General features: G+C 70.4%; 23 protein-coding genes and 1 tRNA gene. 11 read left to right on the top strand and 13 right to left on the bottom strand.

Annotated elements, in window-relative coordinates; genetic code table 11:
* Positions 1-67: 67 nt before the first annotated feature.
* The gene (locus FIU83_RS17135; protein WP_152485419.1) at positions 68-544 is read right to left on the bottom strand and encodes a chorismate lyase; all 477 of its coding nucleotides are present in this window, start codon (positions 542-544) and stop codon (positions 68-70) included.
* A 160-nt stretch (positions 545-704) separates the two neighbouring features.
* Between FIU83_RS17135 and FIU83_RS17130 the strand changes: the two genes are divergently transcribed.
* The 3 genes from FIU83_RS17130 to FIU83_RS17120 all read left to right on the top strand — a co-directional run bounded on the left by FIU83_RS17130 (position 705) and on the right by FIU83_RS17120 (position 2,781).
* A complete protein-coding gene (locus FIU83_RS17130; protein WP_152485136.1) occupies positions 705-1,865 on the top strand; it encodes an FAD-dependent oxidoreductase in 1,161 nt (386 codons plus the stop codon).
* A 215-nt stretch (positions 1,866-2,080) separates the two neighbouring features.
* On the top strand, positions 2,081-2,356 hold the full coding sequence (locus tag FIU83_RS17125) for an HU family DNA-binding protein (RefSeq protein WP_152485135.1): 276 nt from the start codon (positions 2,081-2,083) through the stop codon (positions 2,354-2,356).
* A gap of 68 nt (positions 2,357-2,424) precedes the next feature.
* Positions 2,425-2,781, top strand: coding sequence for a hypothetical protein (locus tag FIU83_RS17120; RefSeq protein ID WP_152485134.1), 357 nt, complete (start codon positions 2,425-2,427; stop codon positions 2,779-2,781).
* 97 nt (positions 2,782-2,878) lie between these two features.
* On the opposite strand, the gene recG is transcribed toward FIU83_RS17120, so the two are convergent.
* Positions 2,879-4,960 carry an ATP-dependent DNA helicase RecG gene (recG, locus tag FIU83_RS17115; protein WP_152485133.1) on the bottom strand — a complete coding sequence of 694 codons (2,082 nt, stop codon included), beginning with the start codon at positions 4,958-4,960 and terminating at the stop codon, positions 2,879-2,881.
* The gene (locus FIU83_RS17110; RefSeq protein WP_152485132.1) at positions 4,957-5,877 is read right to left on the bottom strand and encodes a hydrogen peroxide-inducible genes activator; all 921 of its coding nucleotides are present in this window, start codon (positions 5,875-5,877) and stop codon (positions 4,957-4,959) included. Before FIU83_RS17110 ends, recG begins: the two co-directional genes overlap by 4 nt.
* Positions 5,878-5,991: 114 nt before the next feature.
* Between FIU83_RS17110 and FIU83_RS17105 the strand changes: the two genes are divergently transcribed.
* Entirely contained in the window at positions 5,992-6,864 is an 873-nt protein-coding gene (locus FIU83_RS17105; RefSeq protein WP_152485131.1) for an SDR family oxidoreductase, read from the top strand.
* A 30-nt stretch (positions 6,865-6,894) separates the two neighbouring features.
* On the opposite strand, the gene thpR is transcribed toward FIU83_RS17105, so the two are convergent.
* The 5 genes from thpR to gmk form a co-directional block, all read right to left on the bottom strand.
* A complete protein-coding gene (gene thpR, locus FIU83_RS17100; RefSeq protein ID WP_152485130.1) occupies positions 6,895-7,410 on the bottom strand; it encodes an RNA 2',3'-cyclic phosphodiesterase in 516 nt (171 codons plus the stop codon).
* Positions 7,411-7,429: 19 nt separating this feature from the next.
* Positions 7,430-7,819 (bottom strand): RidA family protein, encoded by a 390-nt coding sequence (locus FIU83_RS17095; protein ID WP_152485129.1) that lies wholly within the window; start codon positions 7,817-7,819, stop codon positions 7,430-7,432.
* 93 nt (positions 7,820-7,912) lie between these two features.
* A complete protein-coding gene (locus FIU83_RS17090) occupies positions 7,913-10,057 on the bottom strand; it encodes a bifunctional (p)ppGpp synthetase/guanosine-3',5'-bis(diphosphate) 3'-pyrophosphohydrolase (protein ID WP_152485128.1) in 2,145 nt (714 codons plus the stop codon).
* Positions 10,058-10,114: 57 nt separating this feature from the next.
* The gene (rpoZ, locus tag FIU83_RS17085) at positions 10,115-10,378 is read right to left on the bottom strand and encodes a DNA-directed RNA polymerase subunit omega (protein ID WP_108446244.1); all 264 of its coding nucleotides are present in this window, start codon (positions 10,376-10,378) and stop codon (positions 10,115-10,117) included.
* Positions 10,379-10,546: 168 nt separating this feature from the next.
* On the bottom strand, positions 10,547-11,161 hold the full coding sequence (gene gmk / locus FIU83_RS17080) for a guanylate kinase (protein WP_108446245.1): 615 nt from the start codon (positions 11,159-11,161) through the stop codon (positions 10,547-10,549).
* Between the two features lie 233 nt (positions 11,162-11,394).
* Here gmk and FIU83_RS17075 point away from each other — a divergent pair, with 233 nt between their 5' ends.
* Together FIU83_RS17075 and FIU83_RS17070 are read left to right on the top strand one after the other, a co-directional pair.
* Positions 11,395-12,582, top strand: coding sequence for an MFS transporter (locus FIU83_RS17075; RefSeq protein WP_152485127.1), 1,188 nt, complete (start codon positions 11,395-11,397; stop codon positions 12,580-12,582).
* Between the two features lie 36 nt (positions 12,583-12,618).
* Positions 12,619-13,842, top strand: coding sequence for an MFS transporter (locus FIU83_RS17070; protein ID WP_152485126.1), 1,224 nt, complete (start codon positions 12,619-12,621; stop codon positions 13,840-13,842).
* Between the two features lie 50 nt (positions 13,843-13,892).
* Here the strand turns inward: FIU83_RS17070 and FIU83_RS17065 are convergent, their stop codons facing one another.
* A complete protein-coding gene (locus FIU83_RS17065; RefSeq protein ID WP_152485125.1) occupies positions 13,893-14,756 on the bottom strand; it encodes a YicC/YloC family endoribonuclease in 864 nt (287 codons plus the stop codon).
* A gap of 140 nt (positions 14,757-14,896) precedes the next feature.
* Here FIU83_RS17065 and rph point away from each other — a divergent pair, with 140 nt between their 5' ends.
* Complete coding sequence (gene rph / locus FIU83_RS17060) at positions 14,897-15,634, top strand: ribonuclease PH (protein ID WP_152485124.1); 738 nt, start codon at positions 14,897-14,899, stop codon at positions 15,632-15,634.
* Positions 15,635-15,752: 118 nt separating this feature from the next.
* Here rph and FIU83_RS17055 read toward each other — a convergent pair whose 3' ends face one another.
* A complete protein-coding gene (locus FIU83_RS17055) occupies positions 15,753-16,520 on the bottom strand; it encodes an exodeoxyribonuclease III (RefSeq protein WP_152485123.1) in 768 nt (255 codons plus the stop codon).
* A gap of 91 nt (positions 16,521-16,611) precedes the next feature.
* Here FIU83_RS17055 and pyrE point away from each other — a divergent pair, with 91 nt between their 5' ends.
* From pyrE to rep, 3 genes are all read left to right on the top strand, one after another.
* On the top strand, positions 16,612-17,304 hold the full coding sequence (gene pyrE / locus FIU83_RS17050) for an orotate phosphoribosyltransferase (RefSeq protein ID WP_152485122.1): 693 nt from the start codon (positions 16,612-16,614) through the stop codon (positions 17,302-17,304).
* A gap of 90 nt (positions 17,305-17,394) precedes the next feature.
* On the top strand, positions 17,395-17,934 hold the full coding sequence (gene trmL, locus FIU83_RS17045) for a tRNA (uridine(34)/cytosine(34)/5-carboxymethylaminomethyluridine(34)-2'-O)-methyltransferase TrmL (protein WP_152485121.1): 540 nt from the start codon (positions 17,395-17,397) through the stop codon (positions 17,932-17,934).
* The gene (gene rep, locus FIU83_RS17040; RefSeq protein WP_152485120.1) at positions 17,931-19,997 is read left to right on the top strand and encodes a DNA helicase Rep; all 2,067 of its coding nucleotides are present in this window, start codon (positions 17,931-17,933) and stop codon (positions 19,995-19,997) included. Before trmL ends, rep begins: the two co-directional genes overlap by 4 nt.
* Before the next feature lie 71 nt (positions 19,998-20,068).
* On the opposite strand, the gene FIU83_RS17035 is transcribed toward rep, so the two are convergent.
* Positions 20,069-20,836: a cytochrome c5 family protein gene (locus tag FIU83_RS17035; protein WP_253939504.1), complete on the bottom strand. Its 768-nt coding sequence runs from the start codon at positions 20,834-20,836 to the stop codon at positions 20,069-20,071.
* 225 nt (positions 20,837-21,061) lie between these two features.
* Between FIU83_RS17035 and FIU83_RS17030 the strand changes: the two genes are divergently transcribed.
* A tRNA-Arg gene (locus FIU83_RS17030) sits at positions 21,062-21,138 on the top strand.
* Between the two features lie 72 nt (positions 21,139-21,210).
* Here FIU83_RS17030 and glnK read toward each other — a convergent pair.
* Both glnK and FIU83_RS17020 read right to left on the bottom strand, forming a co-directional pair.
* Positions 21,211-21,549 carry a P-II family nitrogen regulator gene (gene glnK / locus FIU83_RS17025; RefSeq protein ID WP_071943503.1) on the bottom strand — a complete coding sequence of 113 codons (339 nt, stop codon included), beginning with the start codon at positions 21,547-21,549 and terminating at the stop codon, positions 21,211-21,213.
* Between the two features lie 151 nt (positions 21,550-21,700).
* Entirely contained in the window at positions 21,701-22,951 is a 1,251-nt protein-coding gene (locus FIU83_RS17020) for an ammonium transporter (protein WP_152485119.1), read from the bottom strand.
* Positions 22,952-22,989 lie beyond the last annotated feature (38 nt).

The raw sequence follows: 22,989 nt of genomic DNA, 5'->3' as shown, positions 1-22,989 counted from the left end.
CGTAGGACCTCCTGTTCGGCTTGCCCCCGGTGCCGCCTGATAGGGGCATCGGAAACTGGACCAGAGCCTAGCGTGAAGGGAGCCCGAGGTCATCCGCCATGGTGGCCAGGAAGGACTCCTGGACCAGCACCGCGAAGCGCCGGTGGCGAAACACCGAGCGGCGCGCCCAGGGACCGTCGACGGCCTCGAAGGGCAGCGGGTCGGCGGTGACCTCCAGGGGCCCGCGGATCAGGTCGGGCTGGCGAAACAGCCAGTGGCCCAGGGAGCGTTCGCCCAGGCGGTCGAGGCGCTGGCCGTGCAGCCCATCCAGGGGCACCACCGAGCGGGCCATGACCCAGGGGCGCGCGTCCAGGCAGAGCGCCACCTCGCGCAGCCAGGCCAGGCGCCCGAGGGGTAGCCCCAGGGCCAGGGCCTCGTCGCGGCGGGGGCGGCCGAGGCGCTGGTCCAGCAGGCGGACCCGGAAGGGCCGCCGGCCCCCGGCGGCGATCAGCCGGGCGGTGAGCGAGTCGCGGGACGCCACCCAGCGCCACCAGTCGGGACTCATGGCGGGGCGTGCCGCCGCCAGGGGGCGCCAGCGTGGATCGCGTGCCGAGCCGTTGCTCACCGTGTCTCTCCGCGTCGATTTCGAGGGCGGCTAGTGTACCATGGCGGGTCGACACGCTTTTCCGTGACGGGCCGCCCCGGCCCCCGACTCGAGGAGTGCCATGACCGCCCCCCTGACCATCATCGGCTCCGGCATGGCGGGGCTCGGCCTGCTGCGTCAGCTGCGCCAGCTCGACCCCGCGCGACCGATGACCCTGATCACCGCCGACAGCGGCGACGACTACTCCAAGCCGCTGCTCTCCACCGGCTTCGCCAAGCGTCTGCCCCCGGCACGCCTGGCGGCGCGCTCGGCCCTAGAGGTGGCCGACGAGCTCGAGGCCGTGGTGCGCCCCCACACCCGGGTCGAGGCGATCGACCCCGCGGCCCGGACCCTGACCATCGGCGCCGAGACCCTGTCCTGGAGCGAGCTGGTGCTGGCCACCGGGGCGGCCCCGGCCTGGCCCTTCCGGGTGCCCGAGGCCGTCGCCGGGCGGGTCTTCAGCGTCAACGACCTGGACGACTACCGCGCCTTCCACGAGGCCCTGGCGGCGCTCGGCCGTCCGGCGCGGGTGGCGGTGATCGGCGTCGGCCTGGTCGGCTGCGAGTTCGCCAACGACCTCGCGGCGGGGGGCCATGCGGTGGCGCTGGTGGCCCCGGAACCGGCGCCCCTGCCGCGGCTGCTGCCCGAGGCCCTGGGCCACGCCCTGGGCGAGGCCTTCCGCGAGGCCGGCATGGGGCTTTACACCGAGCGCACGGTCGACGGGCTCGCGGCCGAAGGCGAGGGCGTCGCGGTGGGGCTCGACGACGGCGCGTCGCTCTCCGCCGATCTGGTGCTGGTGGCCACCGGCCTCACGCCGCGCACCGCGCTCGCCGAGGCGGCCGGGCTCCGGGTCGGCGAGGCGGGGATCCATACAGACCGCCGGCTGGCCACCTCGGCGCCCGGCATCCATGCCCTGGGCGACGTGGCCTGCGTCGACGGGGTCAACGCCATGTACGTCCAGCCGCTGCTGGCCAGCGCCAAGGCCCTGGCGAAGACCCTGACGGGCACCCCCACCCCGGTGGCCTACGGGCCCTGGCCGGTACTGGTCAAGACGCCGCTGTTGCCGGTGGTGGCGCTCCCCCCGGCCGAGAGCCCGGCGCGCTGGCGCCTGGAGGGCGAGGGGCGCGACCTGACGGCGCTGGCCGAGGACGAGACGGGGCGGCTGCTCGGCTTTGCGTTGACAGGACGCGCGGTGCGTCGGAAAGTCGAACTGGCGCGAGCCGCGCCGCCGTTGCTAGGCTAGTTGCGTCAACCACCGGGCCTCTCGCGGTCATCGGGTCGCGGCACTGGAGGCACTGCCGAGTGCGCGATGCGTTTCGCATCCCGCGGACACGATCACTGCACCATCGTCGCCTGCACGATGGAAGATGGGCGCGTGATGCGCTGACGGCGCGTATGAAATCATCAATCAGTCGGCGACGAACGCCGGCATCTCGATGCCAATATCAGGAGGGCTGTATGCGCAAGCCAGAACTCGCCGCGGCGATTGCCGAGCGTGCGGATCTATCCAAGGACAAGGCCAGCCAGGTGCTCAACGTCATTCTCGACGAGATCACCGGGAGCGTATCGCAGGGACAGGACGTGTCGCTGATCGGCTTCGGTACCTTCACCGTGCGCGAGCGTGCCGCCCGCACCGGCAAGAACCCCCAGACCGGCCAGCCGCTGACCATCCCGGCCAGCAAGACCGTCGCCTTCAAGCCAGGCAAGGGCCTCAAGGACGCCGTCGGCAAGTAAGGCGCTGCGGCCCGCTTCGCCCGCGGGCCGCGTGATCCTCCCCCTTCTCCTCCGGACCCGGAGCCGATATGAAGCTGCGACTGATGCTGTGGCTGCTCGGGCTGTTGCTCAAGCGCGCCCTGCGCCGCCGGGCGCGGTTTCGCGAGCTGCTGGCCGAGCGGCGCGGGCTGGACTGGGGCATCGCCACCGAGGACCTCGCCATCGCCCGGCACTACCGCATGTCGCCGCAGGGCATCCGCTCCGGGCCGGGCCTGCCGGTGGATCTCGACCTGGAGCTGCGTTTCGCGGATGAGGCCACGGCACTCAAGGTGCTCAGGCGGCCCACCCAGCAGGCCTTCCTCGACGGCATGATGGCCGGTACCGTGCGCCTGGTCGGCGACTCCGGCGACCTGAAGCAGCTGCAGCGCCTGCTCAAGCACCTGTAAGCGCCGAGCTACAAGCGCCGAGCTAAAAGAAAACCCGAAGGCCTTGTCCTTCGGGTTTTCTTTTGCTTTGGCGGTTTCATGCTGCCGCTTGCCGCTGTCAGACCTGCCCGTAGCGCCCCGCCTGCTCGCCGAGCCAGCGGCGGATCAGCGGTTGGCTGGCGTCGGGGTGACTGGCCAGCAGGGCCTCGGCCAGGGGGGCGACCCGCTCCAGCAGGTCGGCGTCGCGCTCCAGGTCGGCGATCCTCATCTGCGCAAGCCCCGTCTGGCGGGTGCCCAGCACCTCGCCGGGACCGCGGATCTCCAGGTCCTTCTCGGCGATGCGAAAGCCGTCGGTGGTCTCGCGCATCACCGCCAGCCGCTCCCGGGAGTGCGCGGAGAGCGGCGGGTGGTAGAGCAGCACGCAGAAGCTCTCCACGGCGCCGCGCCCGACCCGGCCGCGCAGCTGATGCAGCTGCGAGAGCCCCAGCCGCTCGGGATTCTCGATGATCATCAGGCTGGCGTTGGGCACGTCGACCCCGACCTCGATCACCGTGGTGGCGACCAGCAGGTCCAGCTCGCCGGCCTTGAAGGCCGCCATCACCTCGGCCTTCTCGGCGGGCTTCATGCGCCCGTGGACCAGGCCGATGGCGAGCTCCGGCAGCGTCTCGACGAGCTCGTCGCGGGTCGCCTCGGCGGCCTGGCACTGCAGCGCCTCGGACTCCTCGATCAGGGTGCAGACCCAGTAGGCCTGGCGCCCCTCGGCGCAGGCGTGGCGGATGCGCGCCATCACCTCGGGGCGGCGCTCGTCGGGCATCACCACGGTCTTCACCGGGGTGCGCCCGGGGGGCAGCTCGTCGATCACCGAGACGTCGAGGTCGGCGTAGGCGCTCATCGCCAGGGTCCGGGGGATCGGCGTGGCGGTCATCACCAGCTGGTGGGGGGTGAGGCCGCCGGCCTCGCCCTTCTCGCGCAGCGCCAGGCGCTGGTGGACGCCGAAGCGGTGCTGCTCGTCGATGATGGCGAGCCCCAGGCGCTGGAAGTGCACGTCGCCCTGGAAGAGCGCGTGGGTGCCCACCACCATGCGCGCCCGGCCGTCGTGGATCGCGGCCTTGGTGTCCAGGCGCGCCTTGCCCTTGAGCTTGCCCGAGAGCCAGGCCACCTCGATGCCCAGCGGCTCGAACCAGGCACGGAAGGTGCGGTAGTGCTGCTCGGCGAGGATCTCGGTGGGTGCCATCATCGCCGCCTGGCAGTCGGCGGCGATGGCCGAGAGCGCCGCCATGGCGGCGACCACCGTCTTGCCCGAGCCGACATCGCCCTGCACCAGCCGCAGCATCGGCACCTGGCGTCCCAGGTCGGCGGCCAGTTCGTCGAGCACCCGGCGCTGGGCGCCGGTCAGCGAGAAGGGCAGCTGGGTCAGGAAGCGCGCCTGCAGGCCGCGGCCGCCGTGCAGCGCCGGGGCGCCGTCCTCCTGGATGCGCTGGCGCACCTCCTGCAGGCTGAGCCGGTGGGCGAGCAGCTCCTCCAGGGCCAGGCGGCGCCGGGCCGGGTGGTGGCCGCCGGCCAGCTGCTCGGGGTCGGCCTCCGGCGGCGGCCGGTGCAGGGTGTCCAGGCAGTGGTGCAGGTCGGGCAGCGCGAAGCGTTGGCGCAGCGACTCGGGAATGCCGTCCGGCAGGGCCTCGGGGTCGGCGTCCAGGCGCGCCAGGGCCTGGTCGATCAGCGCCCGCAGGCGGGTCTGGTGGAGCCCCTCGGTGGCCGGGTAGATGGGCGTCAGGTGATCCTCCACCGGGGCCTCGCCGCCGCCCAGCAGACGATACTCCGGGTGGTAGAGCTCGAGGCCGGTGGCGCCGGCCCGGGCCTCGCCGAAGGCGCGCACCCGGGCCCCGGCCTGGAACTGCTGCTGCTGGGCCGGGGAGAAGTGGAAGAAGCGCAGGCTGAGCAGGCCGGAGCCGTCGCGCAGGCGCACCAGCAGGCTGCGCCGGCGGCCATGCACCACCTCGCCGGCGACCACCTCGCCCTCCACCACCGCCTCGTGACCGGCGCTCAGGGTGGCGATGGGGGTGATGCGGGTGCGGTCCTGGTAGCGCAGCGGGAGATGGAACAGCAGGTCGGCGACGCGCTCGATGCCGAGCCGGGCGAGCTTGCCGGCCAGCGCCTCGCCGACCCCCTTGAGGTCCGTGACGGGGGCATCGAGGCCGTTCATGCCGGGGCGAGCTCGACCTGTCGGCAGTGGGCGATGGCGTCGGTGACGGCATCGATGGCCCGCGGCCGCGGGAAGCTGGCGCGCCAGGCGATCGCCACGGTGCGCGAGGGCGACGGGGCGGTGAAGGGGCGGCTGATCAGCATGCCGCTCTCGTAGTGCCCGGTGCCGATGGCCGAGCCTGGCAGCACGGTGATGCCGAGCTTCGAGGCCACCATGTGGCGGATGGTCTCCAGCGACCCGCCCTCGGCGGTGAGGGTGTTGGAGGGACTGTTGAGCTGGTGGCTGATCGCCGGGCAGGCCTCGAGGATCTGGTCGCGGAAGCAGTGTCCCTCGCCGAGCAGCAGCAGGCGCTCCTCCAGCAGGTCCTCCTTGTCGATGCTCTCGCGTTCCGCCCAGCGGTGGTCGGCCGGCAGTAGCACCTCGAAGGCCTCCTCGTAGAGCGGCTTGGTGAGCACGTCGGTCTCGGTGAAGGGCAGAGCGATGATGATGGCGTCGAGCTCGCCGCTTCTGAGCTTGCGGCGCAGGTTGCCGGTGAAGCCCTCCTCGATGTAGAGCGGCATCTGGGGCGCCTGGCGGGAGAGCTCCGGGATCAGGTAGGGGAAGAGGTAGGGGCCGATGGTGTAGATGGCGCCGATGCGCAGCGGGCTCGCCAGCTGGTCGCGGCCGGCGGTGGCCAGCTCCTTGATCACGCTGCTCTGCTCCAGCACGCGCTGGGCCTGCTCGACGATCTTCTCCCCCATCGGGGTGACCTGGACGGTGGATTTCGAGCGCTCGAACAGCGCCACGCCGAGCTCCTCCTCGAGCTTCTTGACGGCCACCGACAGGGTCGGCTGGGAGACGAAGCAGCGCTCCGCGGCGCGTCCAAAGTGGCGCTCCTGGGCCAGTGTCACGATATAGCGGAGTTCTGTTAGAGTCATGTGGTGCCGGCAGGCATCCTCTTCTAAAGCGGGTGACGGTCTCAGGCGATCATGCCCGACAGGACGAGACACAATAATGCCAATAGGGACTTTTTATCAGGGGGTGAGGGAAAGGTGAAGACGACGACACTGATTCTCGGTTGCGGCGACATCGGCACGGCGCTGGGACGCGAACTGCTCGCGGCGGGGCACCGCGTGATCGGGGCCCGTCGCCACCCTCGGGCGCTCGAGGGCAGCGGCCTCGAGGCCGTGGCGGTCGATCTCGCCGACCCGGCCACGCTCGAAGGCCTGCCCGACGCCGATACCCTGGTCTACGTGGTCAGCGCCGATCGCTTCGAGGAGGAGGCCTATCGCGCCGCCTATCCCGACGGCCTGAAGGCCATGCTCCAGGCGTTCGCCGACCGTGACCGCCCCCCGCAGCGGGTGTTCTTCGTCTCCTCGACCAGCGTCTATGCCCAGCGCGACGGCGAGGTGGTCGACGAGACGAGCCCCGCCGAACCCTCCGGGTTCTCCGGCACCCTGATGTGCGAGGCCGAGCAGGCGCTGATCGACCACGACCTGCCCGGCACGGTGGTGCGCTTCTCGGGCATCTACGGCCCCGGTCGCGACCGCCTGATCCGTCAGGTCGGCGAGGGACGCATCGCGCCGGCGAGCCCGGTGATGTACTCCAACCGCATCCACCGCGACGACTGTGCCGGGGTGCTGGCGCACCTGATCGGCCTGTCCCTCGCCTGTACCCCGCTCGCGCCGCTCTATCTCGCCAGCGACTGCGAGCCCGCGCCGCTCAACGAGGTGATGGCCTGGCTCGCGACGCAGCTCAAGGTCGAGGCCACCGAGACCATCCAGTCGCCGCTGCGCCGGCGGGCCAGCAAGCGCTGCGACAACGCGCGACTGCTCGAGAGCGGCTATCGCTTCCGCTACCCGAGCTTTCGCGAGGGCTATGCCCAGGTGCTGAAGGCGGGGGGCTTCCTGCCCGTGAAGGCGTGAGGCGCCGGTGACGGATCAGGGACGCCGGGTTCAGGCCAGCGGCGACCGGGCGAGGATCTGATAGCGGGCGCGGTCCCGGTCGGTGAAGGAGCGCAGCAGCGCCACTCGCCGGTAGGGCCAGACGAGGTCCGGCGGCGACGGCTTGGCGCGCTCCAGGCGAGGGACCCGGCGCAGCAGCGTCACGTGGGGGATGAAGCGTGACGGCCGGCCCGCGATGCCCTGCTGCTCGAGCTCGTTCCAGAGCGCGGCCTGGAGTTCTGCCAGCGCCCGGTCGGGCGCCCGGCTTCCCACCCAGACGATGCCCGGGCGGCGGAAGGCCCCCCAGGCGTCCAGGCGCCACTCCCCCGCCGGGATCTCCCGTGTTTCCAGCCAGCGCGCGAGCGCTTCGCCCTGCGCCTGCGGCACCTCGCCGAGGAAGGCGAGGGTCAGGTGCAGGCTGTCGTCGGGGACGCGGCGTCCGCCCAGGCGGGCGTGGGCCCGGTCGGCGAGCTCACCGAGCCGCCGGCGCAGGACCGGCGGCGGCATCAGGGCCAGGAAGAGGCGCATGCCGGGGGGGAGGCGGCGATCAGTCGCCGATGACCATCACGGCTTCCGCCTCGACCAGGGCGCCCTTGGGCAGCGCCTTCACGCCCACCGCGGCCCGCGCCGGGAAGGGCGCCTGGAAGAACTCCTCCATCACCTGGTTGACCACCGCGAACTGGCCCAGGTCGACCAGGTAGAGGTTGACCTTGACCACGTCCTGCAGGGTGCCGGCGGCCTCCTCGCAGACGGCCTTAAGGTTGGTGAAGACCTGGCGCGCCTGGGCCTCGAAGTCGTCGGAGACGATCTCCATGCTGGCCGGGTCGAGGGGGATCTGGCCGGAGATGTAGACGGTGTTGCCGGCCTTGATGGCCTGGGAGTAGGGGCCGATGGCGGCGGGCGCCTGGTCGGTGTTGATGACGGCCTTGTTGCTCATGGTGATGCTCCTCATGACGTTGTTGGTGTTCTGCGTATCGTGAAACGCCACGCCCCACCCGCCGCCGTCGGCGACGGGTGGGGCGTGGCGGGATCAGTTGCCGAGTCGGGTGATGCGGCCCACGTGGGACAGGTTGCGCAGGCGCTTGATGATGCGCGCCAGGTGCACGCGGTTGCGCACCGACAGGATCAGGTTGACGATCGACAGCCGCGCGTCGCGCTCCTCGATGTCGATGCGCTCGATGTTGGCGCCCGCATCGGTGATCAGGGCGGCGAGCTCTGCCACCAGCCCGCGACGGCTCGCCATCTCCAGGCGCAGGGCGGCGGGGAAGTCCTCGTCGATGTCGGCGGACCACTCTAGGGCGAACAGCTTGTCGGGGTCGTCCTTCAGGTCGCCCAGGTTACGGCACTCGGCGCGGTGCACGACGAGGCCCTTGCCCACCGAGAGGTGGCCGATCACCGGGTCGCCGGGCAGCGGCCGGCAGCAGCGGGCGAACTTGATCACCATGCCCTCGGCCCCGCTGATCAGGATCGGCTGGTGGGGCGCCTCCGGCGCCGCGGCCGCGGCGCCGGAGGCGTCGGGCTCGCCCTGCATCAGGGCGACCAGCCGGCGAGCGACCGCGTGGGCGACCCGGGAGCCGAGCCCGATCGACTCCAGCAGCGGTGCCTCGCTACTCAGCGAGTGCTCCTCGAGCAGGCGCGCGAGCACGCCCTCGGGCAGCTCCTCGAGGCTGGTCTCGAAGGGGGCCAGGGCCTTGTTGAGCAGGCGGCGACCCAGCTGGACCGCCTCGGCCTGCTGCTGGTGCTTGAGGGCGTGGCGAATCGCCGAGCGCGCCTTGGCGGTGATCACGAAGTTGAGCCAGGCCAGGTTGGGGCGCGCGCCGGGGGCGGTGATGATCTCCAGGGTCTGGCCGCTCTCGAGCCGGGTGGAGAGCGGGGCCAGGTGGCGATCGATGCGGCAGGCGATGCAGCTGTTGCCGATGTCGGTGTGCACGCTGTAGGCGAAGTCTATCACCGTGGCGCCCTGGGGTAGCTCCATGATGTCGCCCTTGGGCGTGAACACGTAGATATCGTCGGGGAAGAGGTCGTTCTTGACGTGTTCGATGAACTCCAGCGAGTCCCCGGCATGGCGCTGCATCTCGAGCAGCCCCCTGACCCAGGCCCGGGCCCGGGCGTGGCTGCCCTGGGCGATGGGGTGGTCGGTCTGGCCGGCCTTGTAGAGCCAGTGCGCGGCGACGCCGTTGTTGGCCAGGGCCTCCATCTCGCGGGTACGGATCTGCACCTCGATGGGCATGCCGCCGCGGCCGAACAGGGTGGTGTGCAGGCTCTGGTAGCCGTTGGCCTTGGGGATGGCGATGTAGTCCTTGAAGCGCCCCGGCACCGGCTTGTAGAGGTTGTGCACCACGCCGAGGATGCGATAGCAGCTGTCGACGTCCTCGGTGATGATGCGAAAGCCGAACACGTCCATGATCTCGGCGAAGGACTTCCGCTGGTCGCGCATCTTGCGATAGATCGACAGCAGGTGCTTCTGGCGGCCGATCACCGTGCCGGTCAGCCCCTCGTCATCGAGGCTCTGCTGCAGGCTGGTCTGCAGCTGGCGGATCGTCGAGCGGCGATGGCCCCGGGCGCTGGAGACGGCGCGCTTGATGCGCTCGGCGCGCATCGGGTAGAGGGCCTGGAAGGAGAGGTCCTCGAGCTCGACGCGGATGGTGTTGATGCCCAGCCGGCTGGCGATGCGGGCGTAGATCTCCAGGGTCTCGCGGGCGATGCGGCGCTTCTTCTCGGGGCGTAGGGCGCCGAGGGTACGCATGTTGTGGAGCCGGTCGGCGAGCTTGACGATGATCACCCGGATGTCCCGGGACATCGCCAGCACCATCTTCTGGAAGTTCTCCGCCTGGGCGACCGCCTTGTCCTCGAAGGTGATCTGGGTCAGCTTGGAGACGCCGTCGACCAGCTCGGCCACCGGCTCGCCGAACTGCTGGGCCAGGGCCGGCTTGGCGACGCCGGTGTCCTCGATCACGTCGTGCAGCATGGCGGCCATCAGGCTCTGGTGGTCCATGTGCATGTTGGCGAGGATGTTGGCGACCGCCAGGGGGTGGGTCACATAGGGCTCGCCGGAGCGGCGCCGCTGGCCGTCGTGGGCCTGTTCGGCATAGTAGAAGGCACGCCTGACCTGCTGGATCTCGTCCTGGGGAAGGTAGCCGCCGAGTCGGTCGGCCAGGTCATCGATGGTGAACATGCGGCGCGCCCTGAAGGTTGCGTGATGGCCCCGGAGGAGGCGTCGACGGGAGCGGGATCACTCCTCGGGGTGGCTGCCCGGCTCGAACTCGGGGCGCACGCGTACCGGCGCGGCCTCGACCGGCTCGTCGAGCACGCTGGCGTCGACCTTGCCGGCGGCGATCTCGCGCAGCGCCATCACGGTGGGCTTGTCGTTCTCCCAGGGCAGCAGGGCGTCGCGGGAGCCGCGGGCCAGCTGGCGGGCACGGTGAGTGGAGATCATCACCAGCTTGAAGCGGTTTTCGACGTTTTCGAGACAGTCTTCGACGGTGACACGTGCCATGGATGCCTTCCTGAAATGTAAGAATGGGGAACCGACGGGCAATTCCCGGGCAGCGCTGACGCGCCCCGGGACATCCACCGACAGGTAGACCGGATAGATTACTCGACGCCCGCTTGCCCTGACAAGCGCCTCGGGCGGGGCCCGGAGGCGCCTCGGTGGGGCGGGGGCTCAGTCCAGCAGGGCCGCCAGCAGCGGGGCGTGGTGCTCGCTGACCCGCTCGAGGGTCAGGCGACGCGCGATCACCAGCGACTGCAGCTCGCGCAGGGCCGTGGTGAAGTCGTCGTTGATCACCAGGTAGTCGTACTCGTCATGGTGGGACATCTCATCCACCGCGTCGCGCATGCGTCGGGCGATCACCGCGTGTTCGTCGGTGCCGCGGCCGGCGAGGCGGCGCTCCAGCTCCTCCCGGGAGGGGGGCAGGATGAACACCGAGACGGCGTCGGGGAGCTGCGCTCGCACCTGGCGGGCGCCCTGCCAGTCGATCTCCAGGATCACGTCCTGGCCGGCGGCGAGCATCGCCTGCACGGCGCTGCGCGAGGTGCCATAGTAGTTGTCGAAGACCCGGGCGTACTCGAAGAAATCGCCCTGCTCGACCATCGCCTCGAAGGTCGGCACGTCCACGAAGTGGTAGTTGACGCCGTCGACCTCTCCCTCGCGCCGCTCGCGGGTGGTGTGCGAGACCGAGACCTGGATGCCGTCGAGGCTTTCGATCAGTTCGCGCACCAGGCTGGTCTTGCCGGCGCCGGAGGGAGCGGAAACGATGAAGAGCGTACCTTGAGCCATGAGCGAGGGTCTCTGACGATGGGGTGAGGCCTGGGCGGCGATGGAAAAGGCGCAGTATCGCATACAATGGCGTCGCGTCTGTAGCCGCCGGGGGAGCCGATCGCGAGCGCGCGCTGGCCGCTCTGATGCCCCGTGTCGCGGTCGGGGACGCAGGCCGCGCCATCTTCTGGAATAATGTTGCCCCCTTGCGCGCCGCTCGACGTCGGCGCCGTCACTGTTTCTGGGAGCGCGGCATGCCAACGGACCCTTATCGTCCCCGATCGAATCCCCGCCTGGCCGAGACGGCCCTGGCGCTGGGGGGCTTCGCCATCGGCACCACCGAATTCGTGATCATGGGGCTGATGCAGCGAATTGCCGCCGACTACGGCATCGCGATCCAGGACGTGGGGCTGGCCATCAGCGCCTATGCGCTGGGGGTGGTGGTCGGCGCCCCGCTGATCTCGGCGATCGGCGCGCGCATCCCCCGTCGTCGACTGCTGATCGGCCTGATGGTGCTGTTCGCCGCCAGCAACCTGCTGACCCTGCTGGCGCCCTCCTTCCACGGCTTCGTCGCCCTGCGCTTCCTGGCCGGCCTGCCCCACGGGGTCTACCTCGGCGTGGCCGCACTGGTGGCCGCCAACGTCGCCGAGCCCCACGAGCGCGGGCGGGCGGTCGGCCGGGTGCTGGTCGGCCTGACCCTGGCGATCCTCGCCGGGGCGCCGCTGGCCACCTGGATCGGCGGGCTTGCGGGCTGGAAGGCCGCCTTCGTGCTGGTGGGCGCCCTGGGGCTCGCCACCGCGCTGCTGGTGCGGCTGTGGGTGCCGGTGCAGCCGCCCAACGATGGCGCCTCGCTGCGCTCGGAGCTCTCGGCGATCACCAAGCCGCGGGTGCTCTATACCCTGGCCGTGGCCTGCATCGGCTTCGCCGGCATGTTCAGCGTCTTCAGCTATGCGATGCCGACCCTGACCCACCAGGCCGGCATGCCCGAGGCCCTGGGGCCGCTGGTGCTGGCGACCTTCGGCGTCGGGTCGGTGATCGGCAATCTCGCCGGGGGCCGGCTGGCCGACGCCAACCAGCGCCTGGCCATCGGCGGCGCCCTGGTGTGGGCGGTGCTGGTGCAGCTGGGCTTCTTCCTGGCCGCCGACCAGATCTGGAGCGGGCTGCTGTTCGTGGGCCTGGTGGGTACCTGTGGCGCCCTGGTGCCGCCGCTGCAGACCCGGCTGATGGACGTGGCCGGTGATGCCCAGACCATGGCCGCGACCCTCAACCACGCCGCCTTCAACATCGCCAATGGCCTCGGGGCCTGGCTGGGCGGCATGGCGGTGACCGTCGGCCTCGGCTGGTCGGCCACCGGCCTGGTGGGCATGGCCATGGCGCTCGTGGGCCTTCTGATCTTCCTGGTCGCCCTGGCCCGGGAGCGCGCCACCCTGGCCTTCGGCTGAGGCCATGACGGCCCGATGGGGCCCTGGGAGGACCCGATGACGACGCCCGACGAGCGTGCCGTGCCGGCATCGCCACTGCCCTTCCTGGGAGTGGCGCTGGCGTTCCTGATCACCATGCTGGGCACCACCCTGCCCACGCCGCTCTACCCGGTCTACCAGGCGCGCTTCGACTTCTCGCCGCTGACCATCACGGTGATCTTCGCCGTCTATGCGCTGGGCGTGATGGGCGCCCTGGTGGTGACCGGGCGCTGGTCGGATCAGCTCGGGCGTCGCCCGATGCTCCTGGCCGGGCTGGCGGCGGCGGTGATCAGCGATGTGATTTTCCTGTTGAGTGACGGCCTGGCGAGCCTGCTGGTCGCGCGCTTCGTCTCCGGGGTCTCCGCCGGCATCTTCACGGCGACCGCCACGGTGGCGGTGATGGAACTGGCGCCAAAGGCCTGGTCGCGGCGGGCGGCCTTTCTCGCCACCGCGGTCAACATGGGTGGGTTGGGACTGGGGCCCGTCGTGGGCGGCCTGCTGGCCGACGTCCTGCCCTGGCCGCTGCGCCTGGCCTATGGGCTGCATCTGGCGCTGGCCGCGCTGGCGGCGGGGGTGATCCTCTCGGTGCCGGAGACCGTGACCCGGCCGGCGCGGCCGAGACTCAGCCTGCAGCGGCTGCAGGTGCCGAACGAGGTTCGCGCGCGCTTCTTCCCCGCGGCCATCGCCGGCTTTGCCGGCTTCGCCCTGCTGGGCTTCTTCACCGCCACGGCGCCGGCCTTCATGATCGGCGTGCTCGGCCATGACAGCCTGGCGCTCAGCGGCCTGGTGGCCGGCTCGGTCTTCTTCGCCTCGACCCTCGGCCAGCGCCTGCAGGAGCGCTTCGCTCCGCCCTGGCGGCTGCCGCTCGGCTGCCTCGGGGTGATTCTCGGCGCCTCGCTGGTGGGCGTCGGCATCGGGATCGGGGCGTTGGCCGTCTTCCTGCTCGGGGCGCTCGTGGCGGGTACCGGCCAGGGCATGGCCTTTCGCGCCGGCCTGGGCGCCGTCGTCCAGGCCAGTCCCGCCGACCAGCGCGGCGGCGTCGCCGCGACCTTCTTCATCGTCGCCTATATCGCCCTGTCGATCCCGGTGGTGGGCATCGGGCTGGCGATCCGCGCCTTCGGCCTGGCGCCGGCCGGCATGGGATTCGCCGCCGGGGTGGCGCTACTGGCGGCCACCTCGCTTGCGAGCCTGCTGTGGTTGACGCGGCGGAGGCGAGCGCTCGAACGCAAGCGCCCGGCCTGAAGCCCCACGAGGGAGCTTCGGCCCGGTCTGTCACGGCGCCCGGCGCGTCGCTACTCGATGTTCTGGATCTGCTCGCGCATCTGCTCGATCAGCACCTTGAGCTCGACCGCACAGCGGGTGGTCTCGGCGACCACCGACTTCGACGACAGGGTGTTGGCCTCGCGATTGAGCTCCTGCATCAGGAAGTCCAGGCGGCGCCCCACCGGGCCGGGCTGACCGAGCTGGCGTGCCACCTCGGCGACGTGGGTGGCGAGGCGGTCGAGCTCCTCGTCGACGTCGGCCTTCTGGGCGAGCAGCGCGAGCTCCGCCTCGAGGCGCTGGGGGTCGAGCTCGGCGCGCACGCTGGCGAGCCGCTCCAGCAGCTGGGCCCGCTGGCGCTCGAGGATCCGGGGCATCAGCCTGCGCACCTCGGCCACCTGGGCGTCGACCGCCGCGAGGCGCTCGCGGATCAGCGCGGCGAGCTTCTCGCCTTCCCGGGCGCGGCCGGCGATCAGGTCGTCCAGGCCGTCCTGGAAGAGCGCCAGGGCCTCGCGCTTGACGGCCGCCAGGTCGGGATCACGCCGTTCGAGCACGCCCGGATGGTCGAGCAGGCGCAGGGCGTCGGGCATGGCGGCATCGGGGACGCGCTGGCGCACCTCCTCCAGGGTGGCGGCCAGGGTCGCCAGGCGCGCCTGGTCGACGCTCGGCGCGACCTCGTCGCCGCCCGGCTCGAAGCGCAGGGTGCACTCGACCTTGCCGCGGGCCAGGCGCGTGCGCAGCGCCTCGCGGAAGGCCGGCTCCAGGTCGCGCAGCGCCTCGGGCAGGCGGAAGTGGGGCTCCAGGTAGCGCTGGTTGACCGAACGCAGCTCGAGCTGCAGGTGGCCGGCCTCGCCGTCGTGCTCCTGGCGTGAAAAGGCGGTCATGCTCTGGACCATGGGGCCTCCCGGTGACGCGTGGTGGAGTAGGGTCCGCAGTGTACCCGATTCCCCGGCCACACCGTGCAGGGCAGAGCGTGTAGAATGGCCGCCATTCCACGGGTGCTTCCCGTCCTCTTCCCCGATTCAAGAGAGCTGCCATGACCTCGGAGATCCGGCGTCCCAGCGGACGCGCCGCCGACCAGTCCCGCGACATCCGCCTGACCCGCGACTACACCCGCCACGCCGAGGGCTCGGTGCTGGTGGAGTTCGGCGACACCAAGGTGCTGTGCAACGCCAGCGTCGAGGCCGGGGTGCCGCGCTGGTTGCGCGGCAAGAAGCAGGGCTGGGTGACCGCCGAATACGGCATGCTGCCCCGCGCCACCCACACCCGGGGCGGCCGCGAGGCGACCCGCGGCAAGCAGGGGGGGCGCACGCTCGAGATCCAGCGGCTGATCGGCCGCTCGCTGCGGGCGGCGGTGAACCTCAAGAAGCTGGGCGAGTACACCATCACCGTCGACTGCGACGTCATCCAGGCCGACGGCGGCACCCGCACCGCCTCCATCACCGGCGGCTGCGTGGCGCTGATCGACGCCATCCGCTACCTGCAGCGCGAGAAGCTGATCAAGGGCGACCCCTTCCACCAGCTGGTCGGTTCGATCTCGGTGGGGCTCTACAAGGGCCTGCCGGTGGTCGACCTGGACTATCCCGAGGACTCGAGCGCCGACACCGACATGAACGTGGTGCTGGCCGAGGGCGGCGAGCTGATCGAGGTGCAGGGCACCGCCGAGGCCGGCACCTTCAGCCGCGCCGAGCTCAATGCCATGCTCGACCTGGCCGAGAAGGCCGGCGCTGAGCTGTTCGCCCACCAGCGCGAGGCGCTGGGCATCCGCGGCTGAACGGCTTCCTCGGTTCGAGGGGAGCCGACGACAGGCCTCTCCCACAACGCAACGCGCCGGCCCTCGGGCCGGCGCGTTGCGTTCCGGACGGGCCGGAACGGCGACGAAGGGAGGAGGCTCAGAGCGTCAGGTCGTACTCGACGATCAGCGGCGCGAACTCCGAGAAGGTCGCGTCGTAGTCGATCCAGGCGTCCACCACGTGGCGGCGGAAGTTCGGCCCGACGATCTGGTAGTCGATGCGCCAGCCCTCCTGGCGGGAGCGCGGCTCGTCCTGGTCGAGCTTCGGCCACCAGGTGTACTCGCCGGCGTCGCGGTTGATCTCGCGGAAGGTGTCGATGAAGCCGGTCGGGCCGAAGACCTGGTCCATCCAGGCACGCTCCTCGGGCTTGAAGCCGGGGGTGGTCTGGTTGTCGGCCCAGTTCTCGAGGTCGATGGTCTTGTGGGCGATGTGCCAGGTGCCGCAGATGATGTACTCGCGGCGCTTGCGGGCCATCTTCGACAGGTACTCCTGATACTGGGCCATGAAGGCCTCCTTGGCGGCGTAGTCGCTGCCGTCGGGCATCAGGAAGCTGGCGATGCTGAAGCGGTCGTAGTCCGCCTGCAGGAAACGCGCCTCGTGGTCGCACTGGGGGAAGCCCAGGCCGTACATGATGGCCTTGGGGATCTGGCGGCAGTAGAGGCCGACCCCGGAGAAGCCGTCCTCCTCCGCATCCAGGAAGTAGCCCTCGTAGCCCTCCGGATAGAGGATGCTGTCGTCCAGCTCGAAGCTCTTGGCCTTGAGGTTCTGCACGCAGACGACGTCGGCATCCTGGTTGGCCAGCCAGTCGAGGAAGCCCCGCCCGACCGCTTCGCGGATGCCGTTGACATTGATGGTGGCGATTTTCATACGTGGTCCCTTTTGCGTCGCGCGTGTATGATACCCGACGTTTCGACGTTTGGGTAAATGGCGTCAGTCGATAAACGTGATAGGAGGCTCCGTGGCGGACCCGCGCACTGCATCGTCCCTGCAACCCTACCAGCAGGCATTCATCGAGTTCGCCATCGAACAGGGTGTACTGCGCTTCGGCGAGTTCACCCTGAAGTCCGGCCGCGTCAGCCCCTATTTCTTCAACGCCGGCCTGTTCCGCACCGGCCGCGCCCTGGCCGAGCTGGGCCGCTTCTACGCCCAGGCCATCGCCGACAGCGAGCTCGAGATCGACGTGCTCTTCGGGCCCGCCTACAAGGGCATCCCGCTGGCCGCGACCACCGCCGTCGCGCTGGCCGATCACCACGACCGCGACCTGCCCTACGCCTTCAACCGCAAGGAGGCCAAGGCCCACGGCGAGGGCGGTAACATCGTCGGCGCTTCGCTTTCCGGGCGCATCCTGATCATCGACGACGTGATCACCGCCGGCACCGCGATCCGTGAGGTGATGGGCCTGATCGACGACGCGGGCGCCCGGGCGGCGGGCGTGGTGATCGCCCTGGATCGCCAGGAGCGCGGCCGCGACGAGCACGACCCGCGCAGTGCCATCCAGGAGGTCGAGGCCACCTACGGCATGCCGGTGGTCAGCATCGTCACCCTGGACCTGGTGCTCGAGTACCTCGAGCGCCATGCCGGCGAGGAACTCCGCGGCCACGCCGAGGCGATCCGCGCCTACCGCGACCGCTACGGCGTGTCGGGCGACTGAGGCCCGGCGGCGCGGCGCTCCAGGTCATCCTGTCTCGGGCCCCGCACGGGGCCCGAGCGCGTTGTACGCCCTTCCCATCAGGAGTCGCTGATGCTTGACGTGGTGCTCTACCAGCCCGAGATTCCGCCCAATACCGGCAACCTGATCCGGCTCTGCGCCAACACCGGCTTCCGGCTCCACCTGATCGAGCCGCTGGGCTTCGCGCTGGACGACAAGCGCCTGCGCCGCGCCGGGCTCGACTACCACGAGTGGGCCCGGGTGAGGGTGCACGCGGACTGGGCCGCCTTCCTCGCCGCCGTGGCGCCTGAGCGGGTCTTCGCCGTCTCGACCCGCGGGCGCACCGGCTATCACGAGCCCGGCTATCGCGAGGGCGACGCCCTGGTGTTCGGCCCCGAGACCCGTGGCCTGCCCCAGGCCATGCTCGACGCCCTGCCCGAGGGGCAGCGCCTGCGCATCCCCATGCTGCCCGAGAGCCGCAGCCTCAATCTCTCCAACGCCTGCGCGGTGGTGGTCTTCGAGGCCTGGCGCCAGCTCGCGTTCGTCGGCGCCGGGCTTCCGGGAGCCGGCCATCCGGAGGCCGGCTCTCCTGAGGCCACCGATCCCCATGCCACCGGGAGGAGCCCACGATGACCCCCTCCATCCAGAGCCGGGTCGCCGGCCTCAACCCCCGCCAGCAGGAGGCCGTGCGCTACATCGACGGCCCCTGCCTGGTGCTCGCCGGGGCGGGGTCGGGCAAGACCAGCGTGATCACCACCAAGATCGCCTACCTGGTGCAGGAGTGCGGCATGAGCGCCCGGCGCATCGCCGCGGTGACCTTCACCAACAAGGCCGCCCGGGAGATGAAGGAGCGGGTGGGCAGCATGCTCAAGGGCAAGGAGGGGCACGGCCTCACCGTCTCCACCTTCCACACCCTGGGGCTCAACATCATCCGCAGCGAGCTCAAGGCGCTCGGCTACCGGCCGGGCTTCTCGCTCTTCGACCCCGAGGACGCCAAGGCGCTGCTGCGCGACCTGATGAACAAGGACGCCCAGGTCGACGCCGACCAGATCAACGCCGTGCAGCAGCAGATCTCCCAGTGGAAGAACGACCTGCTGCTGCCCGGCCAGGCGCTCTCCCATGCCGAGGACGACGACGCCCAGTACGCCGCCCGGGTCTACGAGGCCTACGTGCGCCACCTCAAGGCCTACAACGCCGTGGACTTCGACGACCTGATCCTGCTGCCGGTGGTGCTGCTGCGCGACGACCCCGAGGCGCTGGCCCGTTGGCGGCGCAAGATCCACTACATGCTGGTGGACGAGTACCAGGACACCAACATCAGCCAGTACCTGCTGGTGCGGCTGCTGATGGGCGAGCGGGCGACCTTCACGGTAGTCGGCGACGACGACCAGTCGATCTACGCCTGGCGCGGCGCGCGCCCCGAGAACCTGGTGACCCTGGGCGAGGACTTCCCGCGCCTCAAGGTGATCAAGCTCGAGCAGAACTACCGCTCCACCGGCACTATCCTGCGCGCCGCCAACACCCTGATCGCCAACAACCCCCATGTCTACGACAAGACCCTGTGGTCGGAGATGGGCGAGGGGGCGGCGATCCGCGTGGTGGTCAACCGCCACGAGGAGGCCGAGGCCGAGCGGGTGGCCAGCGAGATCCTCACCCGGCGCATCAAGGAGTCCGCCGACTGGCGCGACTTCGCGGTGCTCTACCGCGGCAACTTCCAGGCCCGACTGCTGGAGCTCAAGCTGCAGCACTACCAGATCCCCTACAAGCTCTCCGGTGGCACCTCCTTCTTCTCGCGCAACGAGATCAAGGACGCCATGGCCTACCTGCGCCTGCTGATCAACCCGGCCGACGACAACGCCTTCCTGCGCATCGTCAACGTGCCGCGCCGCGAGATCGGCCCGAGCACCCTGGAGAAGCTCGCCAACTACGCCAACGACCAGGCCTCCGGGCGCTCGATCTCGCTGTTCGCCGCCTGCCACGAGCTGGGCCTCGCCCAGCAGCTGCCGGAGCGCGCGATGGAACGCCTCGCGCGCTTCACCCACTTCATCGACGGGGTGCGCCGGCGCATGGACCAGGGCGACGCCCTCGAGGCGATCCGTGGCATGCTGCACGAGATGGACTACGAGGCCTGGCTCTACCAGAACGCCAGCGCGCCGACCATCGCCGAGCGGCGCATGGCCAACGTCTGGACCCTGATCGATCAGCTCGAGAAGTCCATGAACCGCGACCCCGAGGACGCGGCCAGCACCGAGACCGAGACCGACGACGTGGAGTCGGCGATCTCCCGGCTGGTGCTGCGCGATATCCTCGAGCAGCAGGCCGAGGAGGACGACTCCGACCGGGTGCAGCTTCTGACCATGCACGCCTCCAAGGGGCTGGAGTTCCCCCACGTCTACCTGATGGGCCTGGAGGAGGAGCTGCTGCCCCACCGCAACGCCGTGGAGGCGGGCACGGTGGAGGAGGAGCGGCGCCTGGCCTACGTGGGCATCACCCGGGCGCGGCGTACCCTGACCCTGACCCTGGCGCGCCAGCGCAAGGCCTACGGCGAACTCATGGACTGCACGCCGAGCCGTTTCCTCGACGAGCTGCCGGAGGGCGATCTCGAGTGGGAGGGGCGCGCCGACCGCGAGGACCCGGAGAAGAAGCAGGCCCGGGGCCAGGACGCCCTGGCGGGGATTCGCTCGCTGCTGAGCTGAGGCCGGATGGCGTCGCCAAACGCAAGCGGGGCGCCCAAGGGCGCCCCGCTCGTCGTGACGTGACCGCAGGCTTACTGCACGGAGCCGATCAGGTGATCGACCGCCGCCTGGACCTCGGCATCGGAGAGGCTCGGGTTGCCGCCTTTGGCGGGCATGGCGTTGAAGCCGTTGATGGCGTGGTCGTAGAGGGTCTCGGTGCCCTTCTCCAGGCGCGCCGCCCAGGCCTCGGCGTCGCCCTTCATCGGCGCGCCGGCGGCACCGGTGTCGTGGCAGGCCATGCACACGGAGTTGTAGATCGCCTCGCCGTCGATGCCGGCCGTGGCGGCCTCGGCACCGGCGCTCGCCTCGCCCTCGGCGCTGGCCGAGGCCGTGTCGCCGCCGCTCTCCTGGGCGGGCACGTCCATCACCGGCTCGACCAGGTGGGCGACCGCGGCCTCGACTTCCGCGTCGGAGAGGCTCGGGTTACCGCCCTTGGCGGGCATGGCGTTGAAGCCGTTGATGGCGTGGCTCACCAGGGTCTCGAAGCCCTTGCCGGTGCGCTCGCTCCAGGCGGCCTCGTCGCCGCGCACCGGTGCGCCGGCGGCGCCGGTCTCGTGGCAGGCCATGCAGACGTTGTTGTAGATGCCGGCCCCGTCGATGGCGCCACCGGAGGAAGCGCCGCTATCGCCGCTGGCGGCGGCCATGGCGGTACCGCAGTCCTCGCCCTGCAGGCAGAGCTCACCCACCGGCTTCAGGCGTTCCGCGATGGCGTCGTGCGCCGCGTCGTCCTGTGCCACGGCCATGCCTGCGCTCAGGCCCAGGGTGGCCAGGCACCCCATGATCAGCTTGCTGGATTTCACTCTCACCACCTCTCGACGGTCCTGTCATCGGAATCACGCTCGGCATCACGTCAGCCGGTGGACGCCACGGCGCGCATATTTAGTGGGCGCCAGTATACCGGCATCGCCAACGCCTGGAAAATCCCCCCGGTACACGGCGGGAGCGGGCCCGCTCGGGATGGCGGCTGGACAGCGCCCCGGCGGGCGGGTAGGATAGCGCCCGCCTGGCACCTATCGCCAGGGCGAGCGCCCGTAGCTCAGTTGGATAGAGTATCGGCCTCCGAAGCCGAGGGTCGCAGGTTCGAATCCTGCCGGGCGCGCCACGAATTCAAGGGCCCGCGACACTGTCGCGGGCCCTTTTCGTTGTCTGTGAACCACCTGCCGGGGTTACACGCCTAGACGGCGTCCTTGCCGGTCTCGCCGGTGCGGATGCGGATCACCTGCTCCAGGGCGGTGACGAAGATCTTGCCGTCGCCGATCTTGCCGGTGTTGGCCACCTGGGTGATGGCGTCGATCACCTTCTCGGCCATGTCGTCGTCCACGGCGACCTCGAGCTTCACCTTGGGCAGAAAGTCGACCACGTATTCGGCGCCGCGATAGAGCTCGGTGTGGCCCTTCTGGCGCCCGAAGCCCTTGACCTCGGTCACGGTGATGCCCTGGACGCCGATCTCGGAGAGCGACTCCCGTACGTCGTCGAGCTTGAACGGCTTGATGATGGCGGTCACCAGTTTCATGGTCTTGATCCTCGTCGTGTCCGTGGGTCGGTGGCGAGTGCCGCCACCCGTGCCGTGTGCATTGTGCCAGAGCATACACCCGGCGGGAGAGGAATGAAAAAGCCCCCCGAAGGGGGCCAGGACGTGCGCATGGGCTCACGCGGGAGGCGTCTCACGACTTGGAGGCGCCGAACTCGGGGTAGGCCTCCATGCCGCACTCGGTCAGGTCGACCCCTTCGTACTCCTCCTCCTCGGTAACGCGGATCCCCATCACGGCCTTGAGGATGAGCCAGACGACGAGGCTGGCCACGAACACCCAGGCGAAGATGCCGAGGATGCCGATCAGCTGCGCGCCGAAGCCGGCGTCGGCGTTGGTCAGCGGCACCGCCAGCACGCCCCAGATGCCCACCACGCCGTGCACGGAGATGGCACCCACCGGGTCGTCCAGCTTCAGCTTGTCCAGGGTCACGATGGCGGTGACTACCAGCAGGCCACCCACGGCGCCGATGAAGGCGGCCCCCAGGGCGCTGGGCGAGAGCGGATCGGCGGTGATGGCCACCAGGCCCGCCAGGGCGCCGTTCAGGGACATGGTCAGGTCGGCCTTGCGGAACCACAGCTTGGCCAGGATCAGCGCGGCGATCACGCCGCCGGCGGCGGCCGCGTTGGTGTTCACGAACACCTGGGCCACGTTGTTGGCGGAGGCCGCGTCGGACATCTTCAGCTCGGAGCCGCCGTTGAAGCCGAACCAGCCCATCCACAGGATGAAGGTACCGATGGTGGCCAGCGGCAGGTTGGCGCCAGGGATGGCGTAGATGGAGCCGTCCTTGCCGTACTTGCCCTTGCGCGGACCGAGCACGATCACGCCGGCCAGCGCCGCGGCCGCACCGGCCATGTGCACGATGCCGGAACCGGCGTAGTCGGAGTAGCCGACCTCGGAGAGCCAGCCGCCGCCCCAGGTCCAGTAGCCGGAGACCGGATAGATGAAGCCGGTCATGACCACGGCGAAGGCCAGGAAGGCCCACAGCTTCATGCGCTCGGCCACGGCGCCGGAGACGATGGACATGGCGGTCGCCACGAACACCACCTGGAAGAAGAAGTCGGAGCGCATGGAGTAGTAGGGCGCGTCGTCACCCCCGCCGGTGATGGCGTCCAGGGTGTTCTCGCTGCCGATCAGGAAGCCCAGGTTCGGCAGGATGCCGCCGCCGCTGCTCGAATACATGATGTAGTAGCCGACCAGCAGGTACATGGTGCAGGCGACCGCGAACAGGGCGATGTTCTTGGTCAGGATCTCGGCGGTGTTCTTGGAGCGCACCAGGCCGGCCTCGAGCATCGCGAAGCCGGCGGCCATCCACATCACCAGCACGCCGCAGATCAGGAAGTAGAAGGTGTCGAGCGCGTAGCTCAGTTCGGGAAGTTCACTCATGGGTGTCTCTCCACGTCGGGAAGGGAAGGGAGGGGCGG

It is taken from the genome of Halomonas sp. THAF5a, assembly GCF_009363755.1.
Classification (GTDB): domain Bacteria; phylum Pseudomonadota; class Gammaproteobacteria; order Pseudomonadales; family Halomonadaceae; genus Halomonas.
This window is presented reverse-complemented; position numbering and strand designations above follow the sequence as displayed.